Origin of the sequence: Cribrihabitans neustonicus (assembly GCF_048820895.1) — a bacterium.
In the GTDB taxonomy this organism is placed as follows: domain Bacteria; phylum Pseudomonadota; class Alphaproteobacteria; order Rhodobacterales; family Rhodobacteraceae; genus Cribrihabitans_A; species Cribrihabitans_A neustonicus.
Window position 1 is genome coordinate 157,728 of record NZ_JBMERQ010000001.1, and the last position, 18,166, is coordinate 175,893.

An 18,166-nucleotide genomic window follows, 5' to 3' on the forward strand; every position below is an offset into this window, starting at 1 on the left:
GGTGGATTTGCCATAACCGTGCGGTTTCCCAGACAAAATGCGGGCGCGCCCGCCAGTTTTAGGTTCAATAGCGCCACAGGTGAGCAGCAGAAAGCGGAAATTTGCCTCTGTTTGGCGTCAGGCTTGCTGCCAATGGACGTCAGAAGCCTATCGAAACTGACACAAATTGCAATAGACCGGAACATAAATAGCCATGTTGGACGGGTTCTGTTTGTTCCAGAATTGATATGCCGCAATGCGAGGAATGATATGATTGGAGTCGTGCTCTGGAGTGACGCAACCCTGAACAAGGCCGTTATATGGTGTGAAGATCAGGGGGATCTGGCTTTTTTCCGGCGGGCGCCGGATCTGTGCCAGTCTCAGCTCAGCGCCGGGGACTGGGTTGAATTTGACCTGGTTTTGCAGGGAAATATCAGACTTGCGGAAAACCCGGTGGTGCTGGCGGAACCCGCAAGCCCGGAAATTGCGGAGCAGCTGACCGCGGCGGCAACTATGGCGGATGCGGCGGGGCAGCAGCCCGGAGCAGCGGAGCCGGTCCCCGGTCTGCCCCATGCCCTTACCGGCGCGGTGATCCCCTTTCCCGGCCCGCGCAGCAGCTCTGCCGCCGCGCCGGAGCGTCTGAGGCTCGGCCGCTACTGAGCTTCCGGCGCGCGCAGACGGGAATCGTCGGCGGGCCCCGGCCGCGCATTGCCGGGGTGCCCATATTGACCGTGTTCCGGTGCAGCCAGCCGCAGCAGCCGCGCAGCCGCGCGGCTTTCTGATGCTAGGGGAGACAGCAGGCGGGCGCAGCGCCCCGCCGCGGCCGCGTCTCAGCCATTGCCGCGCAGCAGTGCTGCCACTCCGGTGCGGGCCACTTCCACCAGCCCCAGGGGACGCATCAAGTCGGCGAAAGCGTCGATCTTGTCGGGCGCGCCGGTAATCTCGAAGACGAAGCTGTTCAGCGTGCTGTCGACCACATTGGCGCGGAAGATGTCCGCCAGCCGCAGTGCTTCGACGCGCTTGTCGCCTTCTCCCGCCACCTTCAGGATCGCCAGCTCCCGCTCCACCGCGACGCCTTCGACGGTGAGGTCATGCACGTCGCGCACCGAAACGATGCGCCCCAGCTGCGCCTTGATCTGCTCGATCACCTGCGGCGTGCCGGTGGTGACCACGGTGATGCGGCTGAGGTGCCCGGTGTGGTCGACCTCCGCCACGGTGAGGCTCTCGATGTTGTAGCCGCGGCCGGAAAACAGGCCGATCACCCGGGCCAGCACGCCCGGTTCGTTCTCCACCAGTACCGCGATGGTGTGGCGCTCCTGCACGTCCGAAAACGTCGGACGCAGGTTGTAGGCGGAATGGCGGGTGGAGCCTTTTTTGATATGCAGGGCAGACATTTTAGGTCTCTCTCTCATCTCTCGCTGCCAGAAACTTCAGAAATTTCCGGCAAATTCCTTCGAAGCATTTTGCGGCGCCGCCGCGTTACACCAGCACCGCGCCGCCGGCCTGAATGACGCCCTGCGTCTCGGCCTCGCCCAGCAGCATCTCATTGTGCGCCTTGCCGCTCGGGATCATCGGGAAGCAGTTCTCGTGCTTTTCCACCAAGCAGTCGAAGATCACCGGCCCGTCGTAGTCGATCATCTCCATGATCGCGTCATCCAGGTCCTTGGGATCGCTTACGCAGATGCCCTTGGCGCCAAACGCCTCGGCGAGCTTCACGAAGTCGGGCAGAGCTTCGGACCAGGAGTGCGAGTAGCGCTCGCCGTGCAGCAGTTCCTGCCACTGGCGGACCATGCCCAGGCGCTCGTTGTTGAGGATGAACTGCTTCACCGGAAGGCGGTACTGCACCGCGGTGCCCATCTCCTGCATGTTCATCAGCCAGGAAGCTTCGCCCGCCACGTTGATGACCAGCGCATCCGGATGCGCCATTTGCGCGCCGATCGAGGCCGGGAAGCCATAGCCCATGGTGCCAAGCCCGCCCGAGGTCATCCAGCGGTTCGGATCCTCGAAGCCCAAGTACTGCGCCGCCCACATCTGGTGCTGGCCGACCTCGGTGGCGATGTACCGGTCGCGGTCCTTGGTCAGCGCTTCCAGCCGCTGCAGCGCGTATTGCGGCTTGATCGTGGTCTCCGAGTTCTTGAACGACAGACAGTTGACCGCGCGCCATTCGGCGATCTGCTTCTGCCACTTGGCGAGTGCTTCGCGGTTCACCTTGCGGCCGCGAGCCTTCCAGACCTTCAGAAGGTCCTCCAGCACATGGCCGACATCGCCGACGATCGGGATATCGACCCGGATCACCTTGTTGATCGACGAGGGGTCGATGTCGATATGCGCCTTCTTCGAGCGCGGGCTGAATGCGTCGATGCGTCCCGTAATCCGGTCGTCGAACCGCGCCCCGATGTTGATCATCAGGTCGCAGCCATGCATCGCCATGTTGGCCTCGTAGAGCCCGTGCATACCCAGCATGCCCAGCCAGTTCCCGCCCGAGGCCGGGTAGGCGCCCAGCCCCATCAGGGTGGATGTAACGGGTATGCCGGTGGCATCGACCAGCTCGCGCAGCAGCTGGCTGGCGGCGGGGCCCGAGTTGATGACGCCGCCGCCGGTATAGAACACTGGGCGCTTGGCTGTCTCGATTGCTTCCACCAGTTCGGTGATTGCCTCCATATCGCCTTTCAACAGCGGCTGGTAATGCGAGGCCGCAGGCTTCGGGCCCTGGTAGGCGCCGGTGGCAAACTGAACGTCCTTCGGGATGTCGACAAGCACCGGGCCGGGGCGGCCGGCCATCGCGACATGGAAGGCTTCATGCAGGGTGGAGGCCAGCGTGTCGGTGTCCTTCACCAGCCAGTTATGCTTGGTGCAGGGGCGCGTGATGCCGACGGTATCAGCCTCCTGGAACGCATCCGAGCCGATCATGAAAGTCGGCACCTGGCCGGTCAGCACAACGATCGGGATCGAATCCAGCAGCGCATCGGTGAGCCCGGTGACCGCATTGGTCGCCCCGGGACCGGAAGTGACCAGCACCACGCCCGGCTTGCCGGTGGAGCGGGCATAGCCCTCGGCAGCATGAACCGCGCCCTGCTCGTGACGGACCAGCACGTGCCTGATGTCGTTCTGCTGGAATATCTCGTCATAGATCGGCAGTACGGCGCCGCCGGGATACCCGAACACCACGTCCACGCCCTGATCCTTCAGGGCCTGAACCACCATCCTCGCGCCGGTCATTTCACGTGTCATCTGCTTTCTGCTCCAATTGGCGGCATCGTCCGTTACGCATAAAAAAAGCCCCCGATGTCAGGTCGGAGGCGCATGGGTTCGAGTATGGTCAACCGTTACCGGCCCATGCGCTTGGTTCCTACGATTACGACTAGGGTGGTCACGGCCACTGGCTCCTCGTTGCGTTGCAGCGGACCTTAGGCGCGGGGGGCAGGGGCGTCAACCGGGGAGGACAACAAAAATACCCCGGCCAGGGACATTTTCTTGCGCCCAAAGGGCTGCGCCGGGACATTATTGGGAAATGGGGCCCTGACAGCCAGCGCGATGTTGCGCGCGGGGCCGCAAATTGCTGCCCCGCGGCATGCTTTCCCGGTGCGGCCGGGGCAGGGGGTCAGCTGCTGCCGGAGCCGCCGCTTCCGCCGGCCGCGCTCCCCCCGCCGCCGCCGTTGTTTCCGCCACCGCCGTTACCCGCACCGCCTCCTCCGCCTGCCGCCAGCCGGTCAACGCCGCTGCTGAAGAGGTAAAAGGCAGCGAGGCCGCTCAGCCCGGCGGTGACATAGATCAGCCCGATCAGTGCAGGCGTTTCAGTGGTGGCGTTGAGGACCAGCCAGACCGTCACAGCCACCATCAGCACCAGCAGAGGCAGCATCACCTTCCAGCCGTTTGCCGGCGGCCAGGCGAAGGACAGGCCATAGCCAACCCCTGCGCCAATCAGCATGGCAACCAGCCCCTGCGGCCAGAGGTATCCGGGCAGGAAGAACAGGCAGCCAAGGGTGCAGATCACCCCGATGCCGAGCAGATGCCCCAGCCTGTTTTCGAGAAGGAACTTTGCCAAGACTTCCATCTTATATGCCTCACTGCTGCGGCAGCCAAACCCAAGCGTCGAACCGGGCCATCATCCGGCCGTCCTCTGCCAGGATTACCGGCGCATTCACCAGCGCCGCGGATTCCGCCTTGAGGTCGAGGAAGAGCGGCAGCTGCGCCTCCTCGCCCAGACTTAGCACCAGCGCCTGCAAAGTTTCACCTTCGCCCGCAATCTCCGCCGCCAGATCCGCTTCGATCAGCGTGTCCAGTGCGGCCACTTCGGCGCTGCCGCCCAGCTCCCGCATCGCGGCGCCGATCTGTTCAACATTGGCGCTCTCCACTTGGCCGTCAGCCAGCCCGATTGCAATGATGATCCGGCGCGGGCTGTAGTGGATGAACAGCCGCACGTCGCCGCCCTCGGTGGCATTGGAGGCGACCTCCGCCTCGAAATGCTCTGGCGGGCAGTCGCCGTCACGGCCAAAGACGGCCCAGAATTCGGACGCCAGCCAGCCGCCCCGGGCGCCGAAGCCATCCGGCGGCGCGGGGTCGGGCAGGGGCAGGCTAACGGTGGGCGTCACCGTGCCGTAACGCATCTGCCAGTAGTCTAGCGTCGTTTCCAAGGGACGCACGCCAAAGGGCGCGCGGCGCTTGAGCATGCCGCATTGCTCCGCCGCGAGCGGGCACGTCTGCCCCGAGGCCATGCCTGGCTCGCGCCATTTGAATTGCAGCGGCATCGAGCCATGCCCGTTGCAGATGATGTAGCGCATGAACTGCGCGCCATCGCCCCGGGTGTCCGCATTGGCGGCATAGTGGAAATTGGCCTGATCGTTGCGCACGCTGTCGGCGTAGATGCCATCGGACTGCTGCGCGGGTGCCGCGGCGCCGGACAATACCGGGAATGCACCGCAAAGGAGCAATACCAAGGCGCGCATCTGCACCCTCCGGACTCGTTAATGAACAGGTGAATAGCGTCTCACGAGTCCAGCCCGTCTGTCAATTCTACCATAAAATGAGTAAAGGCTGCGGCCCGGTGCGCCGCCCTCAAAGCCCCGCGCCGGTGCCCTGCAGCACGCCATGCTCCAGCGCATAGCGGGTCAGCCCGGCGGTGGAGGAGATGCCCAGCTTGCGCTTGATGTTCTTGCGGTGGGTCTCCACCGTGCGCACCGAGATATCCAGCGCCAGCGCCACTTCCTTATTGGACTTGCCTTGTGCGAGTTCCAGCAGGATGGTCTGCTCGCGCCCGGTCAGCGCCTCGCGCGCGCCGCCTTCCTTGGGTTTGAGCGAGCCCGCGGCGCCGGTGCAAAGGTAGGTCTCCCCCTGCATCACCGCGTCGATCGCCTGCTTGATTTCCTCGGTGGGGACGTCCTTCAGCACGTAGCCCATGGCGCCGTGGCTCAGCGCGCTGGAGATGTACTCGGCGCTGTCGTGCATGGTGAGGATCAGGATGCGCACGCCGGGCGTCCGCTCCAGGATCATCTCGGTCGCGCTCAGCCCGCCGATCTGCGGCATATTGAGGTCCATCAGGATCACGTCCGGCGCCAGCTCCGCCGCCTGCGCCACCGCCTCGCGCCCGTCGGTAAGCGAGCCCACCACCTCGATATCTTCATAGCTTTCCAGGATCGATTGGATGCCCTCGGCCACCATCGGGTGGTCGTCGACGATCAGAACCTTTACCGGTTGCGCCATGATATCCCCTCCCGCGTCACGGAAGCCGCGCGGGCGCCGCTTCGTCGCCGGGCGGCAGCAGGTGGCTCAGAGGCAGGCTTGCCTCGATCACCGTGCCGCTCTGGCCGCCACGTGATGACAGAATGCGCAAGGTGCCGTCAAGCTGCTCCATCCGTTCCTGCATGTTGCGCAGGCCAATCCCGGTGCTGCCGCGGCCGTCCTGCGGCGGCAGCCCGCGGCCGTTGTCGGTGATGCGCATGGTGGCGCCCTTGGTATGGCCGCGCAGGTCGATGCGCACCTTGGTGGCGCCGGAGTGGCGCTCGATATTGGTAAGCGCCTCCTGCGCGATCCGGTAAAGCGCGATCTTGGCTTCCTGGTCCAGCCGGTTGCGGAACACCACCGTAGTGAACTCGGTCTCGATGCCGGTGCGGGCGGCAAAATCATCCGTCAGCGCCTTCAGCGCGGGGCCGAGGCCGAGATCGTCGAGCACCCCGGGGCGCAGGTCGCGGCTGATACGGCGCACTTCGGTGATGGCGGTAAGCAGGCTGGTGATGCCCTTGTGGAGCGGCGCCTCGGCGCCCGCGCTGTCGCCGCGGCCCAGTCTGCGGCGGGCGTTGTCCAGCGCATAGCGCACCCCCACCAGCAGCTGGCTTATCCCGTCGTGCAGTTCCCGCGCCACCCGGCCGCGCTCTTCCTCCTGGGCATCGAACACCCGCTGCGTGAGCTCTTTCAGCTTGGCATCGGCCAGCCGCCGCTCGCGGATGTTCAAAAGCATCCCGGAGGCAAAAACCAGGATCAGCGACACCAGCGTGATCGCCCCGATGTAGAGGAACGTCCGCCGCACCCGCGCCTCCACCTCCGCCCGCGAGGCTGCGACCGAGGCCAGCACATCGTCGATGAACACCCCCGTGCCCACCGCCCATTGCCAGTCCTGCAAGCCCACCACATAGGCGATCATCTGCGCCTCCTCGCCGGTGGAAGGCTTCTGCCAGGTAAAGCTGTGCCAGCCCGCGCCCTCGCGGGCGAGGCGGATGAACTCGTCCACCACCGGCACTCCGCGGCTGTCAGTGAGCCCCGCCCAGTTGCGGTTGATGAACTCGGTCTGGCGCGGGCTTACCAGGTTGGTGCCGTCGTAGTCATAAACAAAGAAGAACCCGTCCTTGCCGTAGATCATCGCGCTCAGCATCTGGGTGACCTGTTCCTTGGCCTCGGAGTCGTCGGGGCTGGCAAGCCCGTAGATATGGCCGAAGGCATTGCGCGCCTGGGTCACGTAGTTGCGCAATTCGTCCTTCTTGGTGCGGATCAGCTGCCGCTCCAGCGCCTGGATCTCGCGCTCGGCAAGCGCGCGCGACTGGTAGCCGACCACCAGCGCAATCGCCAAACCCGCCACCAGCAGCGGCAAGGTCGTCAGAAGCGAGAGTTTCTGCGCGTAGTTGGGGCGCAGAAGGGAGCTGAGCAGACGCATCTTGGCGGGCCTCCGGAAGCCGGGCCGGAATCAGGCCGGAAACGCGGCGAATCGTTACGCAAACTTTCGGAAGAATCAAAGAGCAGCGCAGGCTGTGCCTCCGCCGCAGGTCCCGAAACATCCCGGAAACCGGCGCTTTTCAACCTTGGATTGCGCCATGCGCCTCCCCGGTATGCGAAAAACGCGCGCTTCTACGTAGTACTTGGTATTCACATAAATTTCCCCGGCGGTAGGCTTGCCGCACCCGAACCGATCCGCCCGGAGTGCGCTCCGGGCATCCGTATAAAATGGGAGGAACATTTGATGGATCGCCGTTCTTTTTTGAAAACGTCCGCACTGGGCGGCACCGCCGCCGCCGCCACCGGCCTGGCCGCCCCGGCCTATGCCCAGGGCAAGCGCACCCTGACCATGGTGACCACCTGGGGCCGCGGCCTGGCCGGCGTGCATGACTCTGCACAGCGCGTTGCCGACAACATCACTGCCATGTCCGGCGGCGACCTGACCGTCGATCTGAAAGCGGCAGGCGAGCTGGTCGGCGCGTTCGAAGTCTTCGACGCCGTCACCTCCGGCCAGGCCGACATGTACCACGGCGCCGATTATTACTTCGTCGGCCAGCATCCGGGTTACGCCTTCTTTACCGCGGTGCCCTTCGGCATGACCGCCCAGGAGCTGACCAACTGGTACTACCACGCCGGCGGCCACGAGCTGCACGACGAGCTGGGCCAGATCTTCAACCTGAAGTCCTTCCTCGGCGGCAACACCGGCGCCCAGGCAGGCGGCTGGTTCTCCAAGGAGATCAAAGCGCCGGAAGACTTCAACGGCCTCAAGTTCCGGATGCCGGGCCTGGGCGGCAAGGCGCTGGGCAAGCTGGGCGCCTCGGTGCAGAACATCCCCGGCTCCGAAGTCTACCAGGCGCTGTCCTCCGGCGCCATCGACGGCACCGAGTGGATCGGCCCCTGGGCGGACGAGAAGGCGGGCTTCCAGGAGATCACCAAGACCTATTACACCGCGGGCTTCCATGAGCCGGGTGCGGGCCTGTCGGTGGCAACCAACCGCGAAGTCTTCGAAAGCCTGTCGCCCGCGCACCAGAAGATCATCGAGATCGCCTCGGCCGAGTGCCACCAGTGGAACCTGGCCCAGTTCCTGACCAACAACGGCGACGCGCTGCAGCGCCTGCAGGCCGGCGGCGTCAAGGTCATGGAATTCCCCGACACCGTCTGGGATGCCTTCGGCAAGGCCAGCCAGGAGGTGCACGAGGAGAACATGGGCGACGAGCTGTACAAGAAGATCTACGACAGCGCGATGAAGTCGATGAAATCCTCCTCGGCCTGGCAGAACCTGTCGTCCGGCGTCTACACCGCACAGCGCGACCGCGTTCTGGGCTAACCGGACCGCGCCGCCTTCATCGGATCCCCCGCCTTGCGCGGGGGATCCCTTTGCAGTTGCCTAAGACGGGACCGCAGGCGCCCCGCGCGCGCCCAGCCCGCAGCAGCAATCTTCCGGGGGAAACATGCAGGAAGAGACTGGCATCTCCTTCTTCGGCGCCATCTGGGGCGGCCTCGTGTGGCTGATCCAGAACATCGCCGGCGCCTTCTACAATTTCGGCTACGCCGTCACCCATCCGCAGCTCTGGCTCGACTGGTCGGACAAGGCCTCGATCATGCGCTTTGTCTACTACGGCGGGTCGGTGGAGTTCTTTTTCGTCGTCTTCACCGCCTTCCTGCTGCTGACCGCCGCCGGGCTCTACTACCGGCCGCTGATGTGGGCCGTGGTGCGCGGGCTTGAAGCCTTCGCCAACACCACCGGGCGCTTCTTTGCCTGGGCGGGCCTCCTGATGGTGATCCAGCAGATCGTCATCGTCTTCATGCAGCGGGTCTTTGCCCGCCCCGACATGAGCTTCGGCTTCGGCATCCCGTTCAGCCAGGACATCAGCTGGTTTGCCGAGGAGCTGAAGCTCTACAACGCGCTGGTGGTCTGCCTCTGCGTCACCTACACCTTCGTGCAGAGCGGCCATGTGCGTGTCGACCTGATCTATTCCGGCATCAGCTTCCGCGCCAAGCGTGTGGTCGACATGTTCGGCTCCCTGATCTTCATGATGCCCGCGGCGGTGCTCACCTGGATGTACGGCTGGTACTTCCTGTGGCGCCATCTGATCGTGCCGAAACCCTCGGCCTCGGACACGCTGGACCGTCTGGTGATGAAATCCCGCGCCCTGCGCTGGAACGTGGAAACCATCGGCTTCAGCCCGAACGGATTCAATGCCTACTTCCTGTTCAAGATCCTGCTGGTCCTGTTCGCCGCCATGGTGTTCCTGCATGCGATCGCCTTCTTCTACCGCTCCTTCCTGGAGTTCTCGGAAGGCCCGGAAAGCGAAGACAAATACCTCGACAAGGACAGCCTTGGAGAGGGTGAAGAAGCCTACGAAGGCACGCATTAAGTAAGAGGCAGCAGTTATGCTATTTGGACTAGATGGCGTCGAAATCGGCCTGATCATCGTGTTTTTCTGCCTCTTCGGGGGCATCCTATCCGGCTTCCCGGTGGCCTTTGCCATCGGCGGCGCCGGGATCATCTCCTTCGGGATCATCGCCGCGCTCGACAGCGCGGGAATCCTGGTGCACCAGGCCATCGACACCTCGTCGCAGCTCTACCGCGACCTGGTCGCAACGGGGGTGAAACCGGACGCGGTCTCGGTGTTCCGGTACCCGGACCTGCCGCGCATCGCCGAGCCGGTGTTCCCGCAGGGCTGGGAAGTGGCGATGGACCGCAACGTCTCCTTCATCGTGAACCGGATGAACGAGCGGGTGCTGGCGGGCGCGTCGATCGAGACGCTGCTGGCGGTGCTGATGTTCGTGCTGATGGGCATCACTCTGGAGCGCTCGAAGATCGCCAATGACCTCCTGACCACCATGGCCCGGGTCTTCGGCCCGCTGCCGGGCGGCCTTGCGGTCTCCATCGTTGTGGTGGGCGCCTTCCTGGCCGCCTCCACCGGCATCGTCGGCGCCACCGTGGTGACCATGGGCCTGCTGGCCCTGCCCACCATGCTGCGCAACAACTACTCGCCCGAGCTCGCCACCGGCGTGATCGCGGCGAGCGGCACGCTGGGGCAGATCATCCCGCCCTCCATCGTGATCGTTCTGCTGGGCACGCTCGCCGGCGATCTCTACTCCACCGCGCAGGAAGCCCGCGCGCGGGAGGCCGGCTGTTCCGATGCGCTCACCTTCCTCGGCGAACCGGCGGTGGTCTCGGTCGGCACCCTGTTCCAGGCGGCGCTGCTGCCGGGTATCCTGCTGGCCATTCTCTATGCCGCCTATGCCTTCGGCTATGCGCTGCTGAACCCGCACAAGGCCCCGGCGGTGAACCTGGAAACCGGCACCGGCACGGTAATCACCCGCGGCGAAGGCCTGACCTGGTTCCTCGCGGTTCCGGCGGCGCTGATCGGCGGCACCATGCTGCTCGGCAGCCTGGGCCTGGTGGGCAGCCAGAACACCACCGTCTCGGCTTTTTCCGACGCGGGCCAGACCGCCTCGCTGCGCACCAATGTGGGGCCTGAGTGCAAGGCCTCGATGATCGAGCTGCACGGGCAGGAAGCCTGGGACACCGCGGTGGAAGAGCAGAAGGCGATCCGCGCCGCAGGCGGCGTCACCGAAGCCCAGCGGCTGAGCCCGGAAGAGATCGCCGCCGCGCGCGAAGCCAAGATCGCAAACGCCGCTCCGATCGGCACCGGGCTCGCGGTGCTGATGGTGATCGCGGGCCTGGTGCTGGCTTTCGGCCGCGGTGTGGCGCCCTCACGCGATGCCAAGCCGCTGATCCTCGGCGCCATCGGCGTGCTGCTGATCGCGCTGGTGGACCTTGTGGCCATCGGGCCCACCACCTCGGCGGGGGCAACGGTGCTGCTGATCGCGCTGCCGCTGCTGCTCGCGCTCTACGGCTGTGCCGAGGCCGCGAAGCGCTGCGCCGGCAATGATCTGATCCGGGTGGTCTTTCCGCCCTTGGTGCTGATTGTCGCAGTGCTCGGCTCGATCCTGGGCGGCATCACCAATCCGACACCGGCTGCTGCGCTGGGGGCGGGCGGGGCCATCATGCTGGCGGCCTACCGCAAGCTGCATGACCAGGGCCGGTCGGGCAAGATCATCATCTGGTCGACCTTCGCGGTGGCGATCTGCATCCTTGTCGGCATTAACTTCGACCTGCGGGTGAACCAGGGCGGCGTGAGCGCCGAGAGCTGGATTGCCTTCATCGTCGCCTATGGCGCCTACCTCTTCGCGCTGTTCGGACTGCTGTTCGCCTGCTGGGTGCTGTTCAAGGCCGGGGTGCTGACACCGGTGGTACGGGAAACCGCCAAGGTGACCTCGATGGTCTTCACCATTCTGATCGGCTCGCAGCTGCTGAACCTTGTGGTGATCTCCTTTGGCGGCGAGCATTACATCCAGCAGTTCCTGAAGAGCTTCGACAATGAGATGACGGTCTTCCTGATCGTGATGCTGGTCTTGTTCTTCCTGGGTTTCGTGCTGGACTTCCTGGAGATCATCTACATCGTGATCCCGATCGTCGGGCCGGTGATCTATGGCGGGTCGTTCGACCCCAAGTGGGTGACCATTATGGTGGCGGTGAACCTGCAGACGTCGTTCCTGACCCCGCCCTTCGGCTTTGCGCTGTTCTACCTGCGCGGGGTGGCGCCGAAGGAGGTGACCACCGGCCACATCTACCGCGGTATCCTGCCCTTCGTGGTGATCCAGGTGGTGGGCCTTGGCATCCTGTGGCTGTTCCCGGCCATCGTGACCATCGTCCCGGCACTGATCCCAAGCTGATCGGAGACCGGAAAAGACACCTGAAAGGGGCCCGGCTGGGCCCCTTTCTGCTGGCCGGGGCACGGTGCCGGGTTTCCTGTTCCGCGCCAGCGATGCGCGGCCGGCAGGACAGGGGCGCTGCCCCTTTGCGCCCGGCGGGCGCATTCACCCCGGGGTATTCTCAGTCAGAAAGGAACGGGAGGCGCGCGGGCGGGCGACCGGCAGGAGGGCGCGGATGCGCGGGGGATCAAGTGAACTGGATCAGGTCCCAGCGGTTGCCGAAGGGATCGCGCCAGACGGCCACGGTGCCGTAGGGCTCGTGGCGCGGGTCTTCCTCGAATTCCACGCCCTGCGCCAGCATCGCCGCGTGATCGCGGGCGAAGTCGTCGCTGGCGAGGAACAGCCCGACGCGGCCGCCGAACTGGTGTCCGATGGCGGCCTCCTGCGCCGCGCCTTCCGCGCGGGCGAGTATCAGGCTGCCATGTTCCGCCCCCGGCGGCAGGATACGCACCCAGCGCTTGCGGCCCTGATCGATGTCTTCGGCGAGCTGCCAGCCGAGGCGGCCGCAGTAGAAGGATATCGCCGCATCGTAATCCGGCACCACAAGGCTCACGGCATGGAGGTATTGCATCAGCGGTTCCGGTGCACCGGCTGCTCCGGCAGCTGGATGTTGGCGACCTGCTCCGCGATGGGATCGGTGGAGAGGGGATGGTCTGCCCCGGAGTAGGCGTCCGGGTTGGTCATCACCTTCCAGCGGCTCTCGTGGTAGATCTGCAGGCCGGAGAACTTCGCCTTGTAGCCCATCTTGGCGCTGCCCGGCACCCAGTAGCCGAGGTAGACATAAGGCAGCCCTGCTTCCCGGGCGATCTCGATATGGTCGAGGATCATGTAGGTGCCGAGGGAGTTCTGCGGCTGGTCGGGGGCGTAGAACGAATAGACCATGCTCAGCCCGTCCTCCAGCACATCGGTGAGCGAGACCGCGGTGAGCGCGTTGGTGCCGGGTTCGGAATATTCCACCACCCGGCTCCGCACCGGGGTTTCTTCCACCATCGCGGCGTACTCGAACACATCCATGTCGGCCATGCCGCCATCGGCATGGCGGCTGTCGAGATAACGCCGGAACAGGGCGAACTGGTCCTCGGTCGCCCAGGGCGAGGTGGCGCGGCGCACCAGGTGCCGGTTGCGCCGCAAGGTACGTTTCTGGCTGCGGCTGGGGCGGAAGGCGGCAACGTCGATGCGCGCCGACAGGCAGGCCGAGCACTCCGAACAGGAGGGCCGGTAGAGCACGTTCTGCGAGCGCCGGAAGCCCTGCTGGCTGAGACTGTTGTTGAGCTGCTCCACCCCGTCGCCCTGCAGCGCGGTGAACAGCTTGCGCTCCATCCGGCCGTCCAGATAGGGGCAGGGCTGCGGCGCCGTCACGTAGAATTGCGGGGCAATCGGAAGGGTGTGGCGCATCGGGGAAACGGCAGCTTTCGTGGCGGCAGGAACAGGCGGTTTCCAAGATGATAGCAACGGCCCCCTGATGCGCCAAGGGGCCACGTTGAAATTGGTTTAACCCGCTACCGCGCGGCGGTTCAGCATCGCGGTGCCAAGCGCCAGATCGCTCAGCCCCTGGCCGCGGGCGCCGGTCAGCATCAGCACCACCGAGATCACCTGCAGCGGCGCGAAAGCCATCGACAGCGAATAGCCCGCGGTGTGCAGTGCCGCCTCGCCGGCGTTGAGCGGGGTGCCTGCGGCGGTGCGCAGCTCGATCCCAGCCAGCCGCATCCCCCAGGTGGCCGAGCCCGAGGCGATGGTGAGCGTCCGGTAGGCCAGCCCCACCGCCAGGTAGAGCATCGGCCAGATCAGCAGCCCGGTGAACGCGGTGAGCACCACCGCCACCGCGCTGAGGCAAAGGATCACGATACTGTCCGCGATCCAGGCAAAGAGCCGTTTGGCCACAACACCGCTGTAGGCCTCGGGCCGCTCGAGCGGGTCGGGCAGGCCGGGGCCGGCGGGATCCGGACGGAACGCGGAACGGGGCTGGGGGGAGTGGTCATGCATGGCGGTCCTCTTCAAACGCGGGGCGGGGAGGGCGGGCAGCAGGCCCTTAGTGCAGGTTCCGCCGCACCCCGGCAGGGCACGGCGGCATCGTCATCGTCATCGTCCGGCAGCGGGTGCCATCAGCGGCGGTCATCGCCGCGCGGGTCATCGTCTTCCTCATCGCCGTGGTCGGCCTGGCGGGCGCGCTCGTCCATGAACTGGTCGAACTCGGCCTTGTCCTTGGCTTCGCGCAGGCGCTGCAGGAAGGCTTCGAAGTCGTGCTGCTCCTGCTCCAGCCGGCGCAGTGTGTCGGCCTTGTAGGCGTCAAAGGCGCTGTTGCCCGAGGATTTCATTGCCGAATACCCCGAGGACATCCAGCTGGTGCTGCGGCGGCAGGCAGATTTGCTGAACATGCGCTTGCTCCAGATCATGTAGAACAGAAGGGCGAGGCCTACAGGCCAGAAGAACACGAAGCCCAGCACCATGACGGCGATCCAGGCGCCTTTGCCCTTGCTGTCCAGCCAGGCTTCGCTGCGGGAAAACCAGCCCTGGCCGGAAAACTGCGGGGCGGGTTGGGTGTAACTCGTCATCGGGTGTCTCCAGGTTGCGCGTGAATGTAAATCCGTTTCACATGACTGCATATCGGAAGCCCGATGCCCCACTTCAAGGCTTCATGTGAACGTTTTTTACATTAGGAGCGCAAGGCACTGGCACAGCTGGATATTATCCGGGGGAGGGGCAGCGGAGAAGGGGTTGCCGCAGCGCGGCGCCAGTTGACGCGCCTGCAGCAGAGTCTCGTGCGGCCGCATTCCGTTGTCCGGTGCTTGCTCACCGGTGCCTGCCGGCAGCGGCCAACGGAGCACAGGCTTGCCAGGAGGCGGCGGACACTGCCGCACATCCTTTACCGGGCATCCCAGGCACCTAAGGTCACTCGTAAACACTGCAAAAATGCTCCGCGCCGTGGAACACGGCCGCAGCTGCAAGTTTAGCAAGGAAGATGCGTTCTGGCGATGCGGGTATTCCTGACCCTACGTAAGCAGTACACCTGCGGTGGTAGGCCCGCGCAGCACGCTGCGGGCGGAGGCTTTGCCCATTGACGCCCCCCCGCCGGGCGTCACAGTCTCGGCCAATGAGCAACGCATTAAAGATCACGCGCCTGCCGCGCGCTTTTGACGAGTCCCTGGGGCAGGAGGCGCGCGCGCTGGTGCCCGGTCTGAGCGGGGACGAGGCCGATCTGGTTGCAGGCGCCTGCGGCTCCAGCCCTTATCTCAACGAGCTGACCGCGCGCGAGGCGGACTGGCTGCCGCAGGCGCTGGCCGATCCCGGCGCGGCGCTGAAACAGGTGCTGGCGGACTGCCGCGCGCTGGCGCCCGATCAGCTCAAACCGGGCCTGCGCCAGGGCAAGCGGCGGCTGGCGCTTCTTACGGCGCTCTGCGACTTGTCCGGGGGCTGGACGCTGGAACAGGTAACCGGGGCGCTCACCGATTTCGGCGCACTCTCAGCCGATGTGGCCATCAAGGCGGAGATCGCCACCCTGATCCGCCGCGGCAAGCTGCCGGGTATGGCCGAAGACGACATCGAGACCGCCGCGGGCCTCACCATCCTCGCAATGGGCAAGATGGGCGCGCATGAGCTGAACTACAGCTCCGACATCGACCTGATTTGCCTGTTTGACGAAACCCGCTACGACCCGGACGATTTTCACGAGGCGCGCCAGGGCATGGTGCGCGCCACCCGCAACATGTGCGCCGCTCTCAGCGACCGCACTGGCGACGGTTATGTCTTCCGTACCGACCTGCGGCTGCGCCCGGACCCTTCGGTCACCCCCGTCTGCCTCGCGATGGAGGCGGCGGAGCGCTACTACGAAAGCCTCGGGCGCAGCTGGGAGCGCGCCGCCTACATCAAGGCGCGCCCGTGCGCGGGCGACATCGCGGCGGGAAAGCGGTTCCTCAATACCCTGCGCCCCTTCGTCTGGCGGCGGCACCTGGATTTTGCCGCCATCCAGGATGCCCACGATATCCGCTTGCGCATCCGCGAGAACAAGGGCACCGGCGGCGCCCTGAAGGTGCCCGGCCACGACATGAAGCTCGGCCGCGGCGGTATCCGCGAGATCGAGTTCTTCACCCAGACCCGCCAGCTTATTGCCGGCGGGCGCGACGACAGCCTGCGGGTGCGCGGCACCGTCGAAGGCCTGGCGGCCTTGGCCGCGAAGGGCTGGGTGCCGCAGAAGGTGGCCGAAACGCTGACCCGCCACTACCGCGCCCACCGCGAGGTGGAACACCGCATCCAGATGGTGCACGACGCCCAGACCCACAAGGTGCCCACTTCCGGGGACGGCATCGCCCGCATTGCCTGCCTGATGGACACGGCGCCCGGCGATCTGCTGAAGACCCTGGAAGAGCGCCTCTGCGAGGTGCACGAGCTGACCGAAGGCTTCTTTGCCCCCGGCAGCGGCGCGGCCAAAACCGCGCCGCCTCCCGAACTGCCGCCCGAGGCCGCGGCCGAGCTCGACGGCGCCGTCATCGCCCGCTGGCCCACCTATCCGGCCCTGCGCAGCTCGCGCGGCGCGCAGATCTTCGAACGGCTGAAGCCCGAGCTCCTCGCCCGCGTTGCCCGAACTGCGCAGCCCTCGGAAACGCTGCTGGCGCTCGACGGCTTCCTCGCCGGTCTGCCTGCCGGGGTGCAGCTGTTTTCCCTGTTCCGCGCCAACCCGCAGCTTATCGACCTGCTGATCGACATCGCGGGCACATCGCATGGGCTCGCAAGCTTCCTGTCGCGCAACTCCGGTGTCTTTGATGCGGTGATCGGCGGCTCCTTCTTTGACCCCTGGCCGGACCGGGAGGCACTGAGCGCCGAACTGGCGGCGCTCCTGACCCGCGAAGGCGACTATGAGGCCAAGCTCGACGCCACCCGCCGCTGGAGCAAGGAACTGCACTTCCGCATCGGCGTCCACCACCTGCGCGGGCTGATCGGCGCCGCGGAAGCGGGCGCGCAATATGCCGAGCTGGCGGAGACGGTGATCGCGGGCCTTGCTCCCGAGGTGGCGGCGCATTTTGCCGAAAAGCACGGGCCCGCCCCGGGCCGCGGCGCGGCGGTGCTGGCAATGGGTTCGCTCGGCGCCGGGCGAATCAATGCCCGGTCCGACCTCGACCTCATCCTGATCTACGATCCCGCCGGCGCCGACATGTCGGAGGGCCGGCGCCCGCTCGCCACGCGCCCCTATTTCGCCCGCTTCACCCAGGCGCTGGTCACCGCCCTCACTGCGCCGATGGCGCAGGGCAAGCTCTATGACGTGGACATGCGCCTGCGCCCCTCGGGCAACCAGGGGCCGGTGGCGGCAAGCCTCGCGAGCTTCACGCTCTATCAGCAGAACGAGGCCTGGGTCTGGGAGCACCTCGCGCTCACCCGCGCCAAGGTGGTGGCGGGCGAGCCAGGCCTCGCGGAGGAGATCGAGGATTTCCGCTCCGGCTTCCTCAGCCAGCCGCGCGACCGCACCAAGGTGCTGCAGGAGGTCGCCGCCATGCGCGCGCGCCTGGAAGCCGCCAAGTCCCCGTCCAGCACCTGGGACGCCAAGACCGGCCCGGGCCGGATGATGGATATCGAGCTGATCTCCCAAGCCGGCTCGCTGCTCTCCGGCTCCGCCACCCGCGGCGTCGCCGAAGGATTGCGCGGCGCTGTCGCTGGCGGCTGGCTGGAGGACGCGGATGCGCAATACCTCGACGCCGCCTACGAGCTATTCTGGTCGGTGCAGACCGCCGCGCGGCTGCTCTCCGGCAAGGCCATCACCGGGGCCGCGATCGGGGAGGGCGGGGCCCGCTTCCTCTGCCAGACCACCGGCTATGCCCGGCTGGAGGCGCTTGAGCAGGAGCTGGAGGCCCGCTATGGCAGATGCGCGGCGATCATCGCGGAAGCCTTGGCCAGGGAGGGCGCAGTTGCAGGGCAGGATTGAACAGGACCCCCGCGGGCTGATTTACGAATGCTACCGGATCGAGGGCATCACCGAGGCCCAATGCCGCAGCATCTTCTTTGACTGGGCGCTCGGGGCAGCCGCGGACCGTGACGCCCGGGCCGACATCCGCAGTCTCTTGGAGATCTACGGCGGCCGCCACCCGGACCACCCGATGACCGCGGTGCTGCAGGAGGGGCTGGATCAGCAGGCTGCGCCCCGCCGGCGGGGCGGCTGGCGCGCGCGCCAGCGCTGATCCCGTTCCCCGCCGTCTGACCGCCGCCAGCG

At 66.0% G+C, this 18,166-nt stretch carries 16 protein-coding genes; 6 read left to right on the forward strand and 10 right to left on the reverse strand.

Annotated elements, in window-relative coordinates:
• Positions 1-132 precede the first annotated feature (132 nt).
• A complete protein-coding gene (locus ACOHWE_RS00770) occupies positions 133-639 on the forward strand; it encodes a hypothetical protein (protein WP_420663473.1) in 507 nt (168 codons plus the stop codon).
• A gap of 170 nt (positions 640-809) precedes the next feature.
• Here the strand turns inward: ACOHWE_RS00770 and ilvN are convergent, their stop codons facing one another.
• The 6 genes from ilvN to ACOHWE_RS00800 form a co-directional block, all read right to left on the reverse strand.
• The gene (gene ilvN, locus ACOHWE_RS00775) at positions 810-1,373 is read right to left on the reverse strand and encodes an acetolactate synthase small subunit (RefSeq protein ID WP_420663474.1); all 564 of its coding nucleotides are present in this window, start codon (positions 1,371-1,373) and stop codon (positions 810-812) included.
• 85 nt (positions 1,374-1,458) lie between these two features.
• Positions 1,459-3,210, reverse strand: a complete 1,752-nt coding sequence (locus ACOHWE_RS00780) for an acetolactate synthase 3 large subunit (protein WP_420663475.1) — start codon at positions 3,208-3,210, stop codon at positions 1,459-1,461.
• A 370-nt stretch (positions 3,211-3,580) separates the two neighbouring features.
• Complete coding sequence (locus ACOHWE_RS00785) at positions 3,581-4,033, reverse strand: hypothetical protein (RefSeq protein WP_420663476.1); 453 nt, start codon at positions 4,031-4,033, stop codon at positions 3,581-3,583.
• A 10-nt stretch (positions 4,034-4,043) separates the two neighbouring features.
• Positions 4,044-4,925: a hypothetical protein gene (locus tag ACOHWE_RS00790; protein ID WP_420663477.1), complete on the reverse strand. Its 882-nt coding sequence runs from the start codon at positions 4,923-4,925 to the stop codon at positions 4,044-4,046.
• 109 nt (positions 4,926-5,034) lie between these two features.
• Positions 5,035-5,679, reverse strand: coding sequence for a response regulator transcription factor (locus ACOHWE_RS00795; RefSeq protein ID WP_420663478.1), 645 nt, complete (start codon positions 5,677-5,679; stop codon positions 5,035-5,037).
• A gap of 16 nt (positions 5,680-5,695) precedes the next feature.
• Complete coding sequence (locus ACOHWE_RS00800; protein ID WP_420663479.1) at positions 5,696-7,123, reverse strand: cache domain-containing protein; 1,428 nt, start codon at positions 7,121-7,123, stop codon at positions 5,696-5,698.
• A 303-nt stretch (positions 7,124-7,426) separates the two neighbouring features.
• Here ACOHWE_RS00800 and ACOHWE_RS00805 point away from each other — a divergent pair, with 303 nt between their 5' ends.
• The 3 genes from ACOHWE_RS00805 to ACOHWE_RS00815 all read left to right on the forward strand — a co-directional run bounded on the left by ACOHWE_RS00805 (position 7,427) and on the right by ACOHWE_RS00815 (position 11,931).
• Entirely contained in the window at positions 7,427-8,509 is a 1,083-nt protein-coding gene (locus tag ACOHWE_RS00805; protein WP_420663480.1) for a TRAP transporter substrate-binding protein, read from the forward strand.
• A 124-nt stretch (positions 8,510-8,633) separates the two neighbouring features.
• Complete coding sequence (locus tag ACOHWE_RS00810; RefSeq protein WP_420663481.1) at positions 8,634-9,560, forward strand: TRAP transporter small permease subunit; 927 nt, start codon at positions 8,634-8,636, stop codon at positions 9,558-9,560.
• A 16-nt stretch (positions 9,561-9,576) separates the two neighbouring features.
• A complete protein-coding gene (locus ACOHWE_RS00815) occupies positions 9,577-11,931 on the forward strand; it encodes a TRAP transporter large permease (protein ID WP_420663482.1) in 2,355 nt (784 codons plus the stop codon).
• 226 nt (positions 11,932-12,157) lie between these two features.
• On the opposite strand, the gene ACOHWE_RS00820 is transcribed toward ACOHWE_RS00815, so the two are convergent.
• From ACOHWE_RS00820 to ACOHWE_RS00835, 4 genes are all read right to left on the reverse strand, one after another.
• The gene (locus tag ACOHWE_RS00820) at positions 12,158-12,541 is read right to left on the reverse strand and encodes a VOC family protein (RefSeq protein ID WP_420663483.1); all 384 of its coding nucleotides are present in this window, start codon (positions 12,539-12,541) and stop codon (positions 12,158-12,160) included.
• The gene (locus tag ACOHWE_RS00825) at positions 12,541-13,365 is read right to left on the reverse strand and encodes an arginyltransferase (protein WP_420663485.1); all 825 of its coding nucleotides are present in this window, start codon (positions 13,363-13,365) and stop codon (positions 12,541-12,543) included. Before ACOHWE_RS00825 ends, ACOHWE_RS00820 begins: the two co-directional genes overlap by 1 nt.
• A gap of 96 nt (positions 13,366-13,461) precedes the next feature.
• Positions 13,462-13,953: an RDD family protein gene (locus tag ACOHWE_RS00830; protein WP_420663486.1), complete on the reverse strand. Its 492-nt coding sequence runs from the start codon at positions 13,951-13,953 to the stop codon at positions 13,462-13,464.
• 119 nt (positions 13,954-14,072) lie between these two features.
• A complete protein-coding gene (locus tag ACOHWE_RS00835; RefSeq protein ID WP_420663488.1) occupies positions 14,073-14,522 on the reverse strand; it encodes a DUF2852 domain-containing protein in 450 nt (149 codons plus the stop codon).
• Between the two features lie 539 nt (positions 14,523-15,061).
• Here ACOHWE_RS00835 and ACOHWE_RS00840 point away from each other — a divergent pair.
• Both ACOHWE_RS00840 and ACOHWE_RS00845 read left to right on the forward strand, forming a co-directional pair.
• Entirely contained in the window at positions 15,062-17,881 is a 2,820-nt protein-coding gene (locus ACOHWE_RS00840) for a [protein-PII] uridylyltransferase family protein (RefSeq protein ID WP_420663489.1), read from the forward strand.
• Complete coding sequence (locus ACOHWE_RS00845; protein WP_420663490.1) at positions 17,865-18,134, forward strand: hypothetical protein; 270 nt, start codon at positions 17,865-17,867, stop codon at positions 18,132-18,134. Before ACOHWE_RS00840 ends, ACOHWE_RS00845 begins: the two co-directional genes overlap by 17 nt.
• The last annotated feature ends 32 nt before the right edge of the window (positions 18,135-18,166 follow it).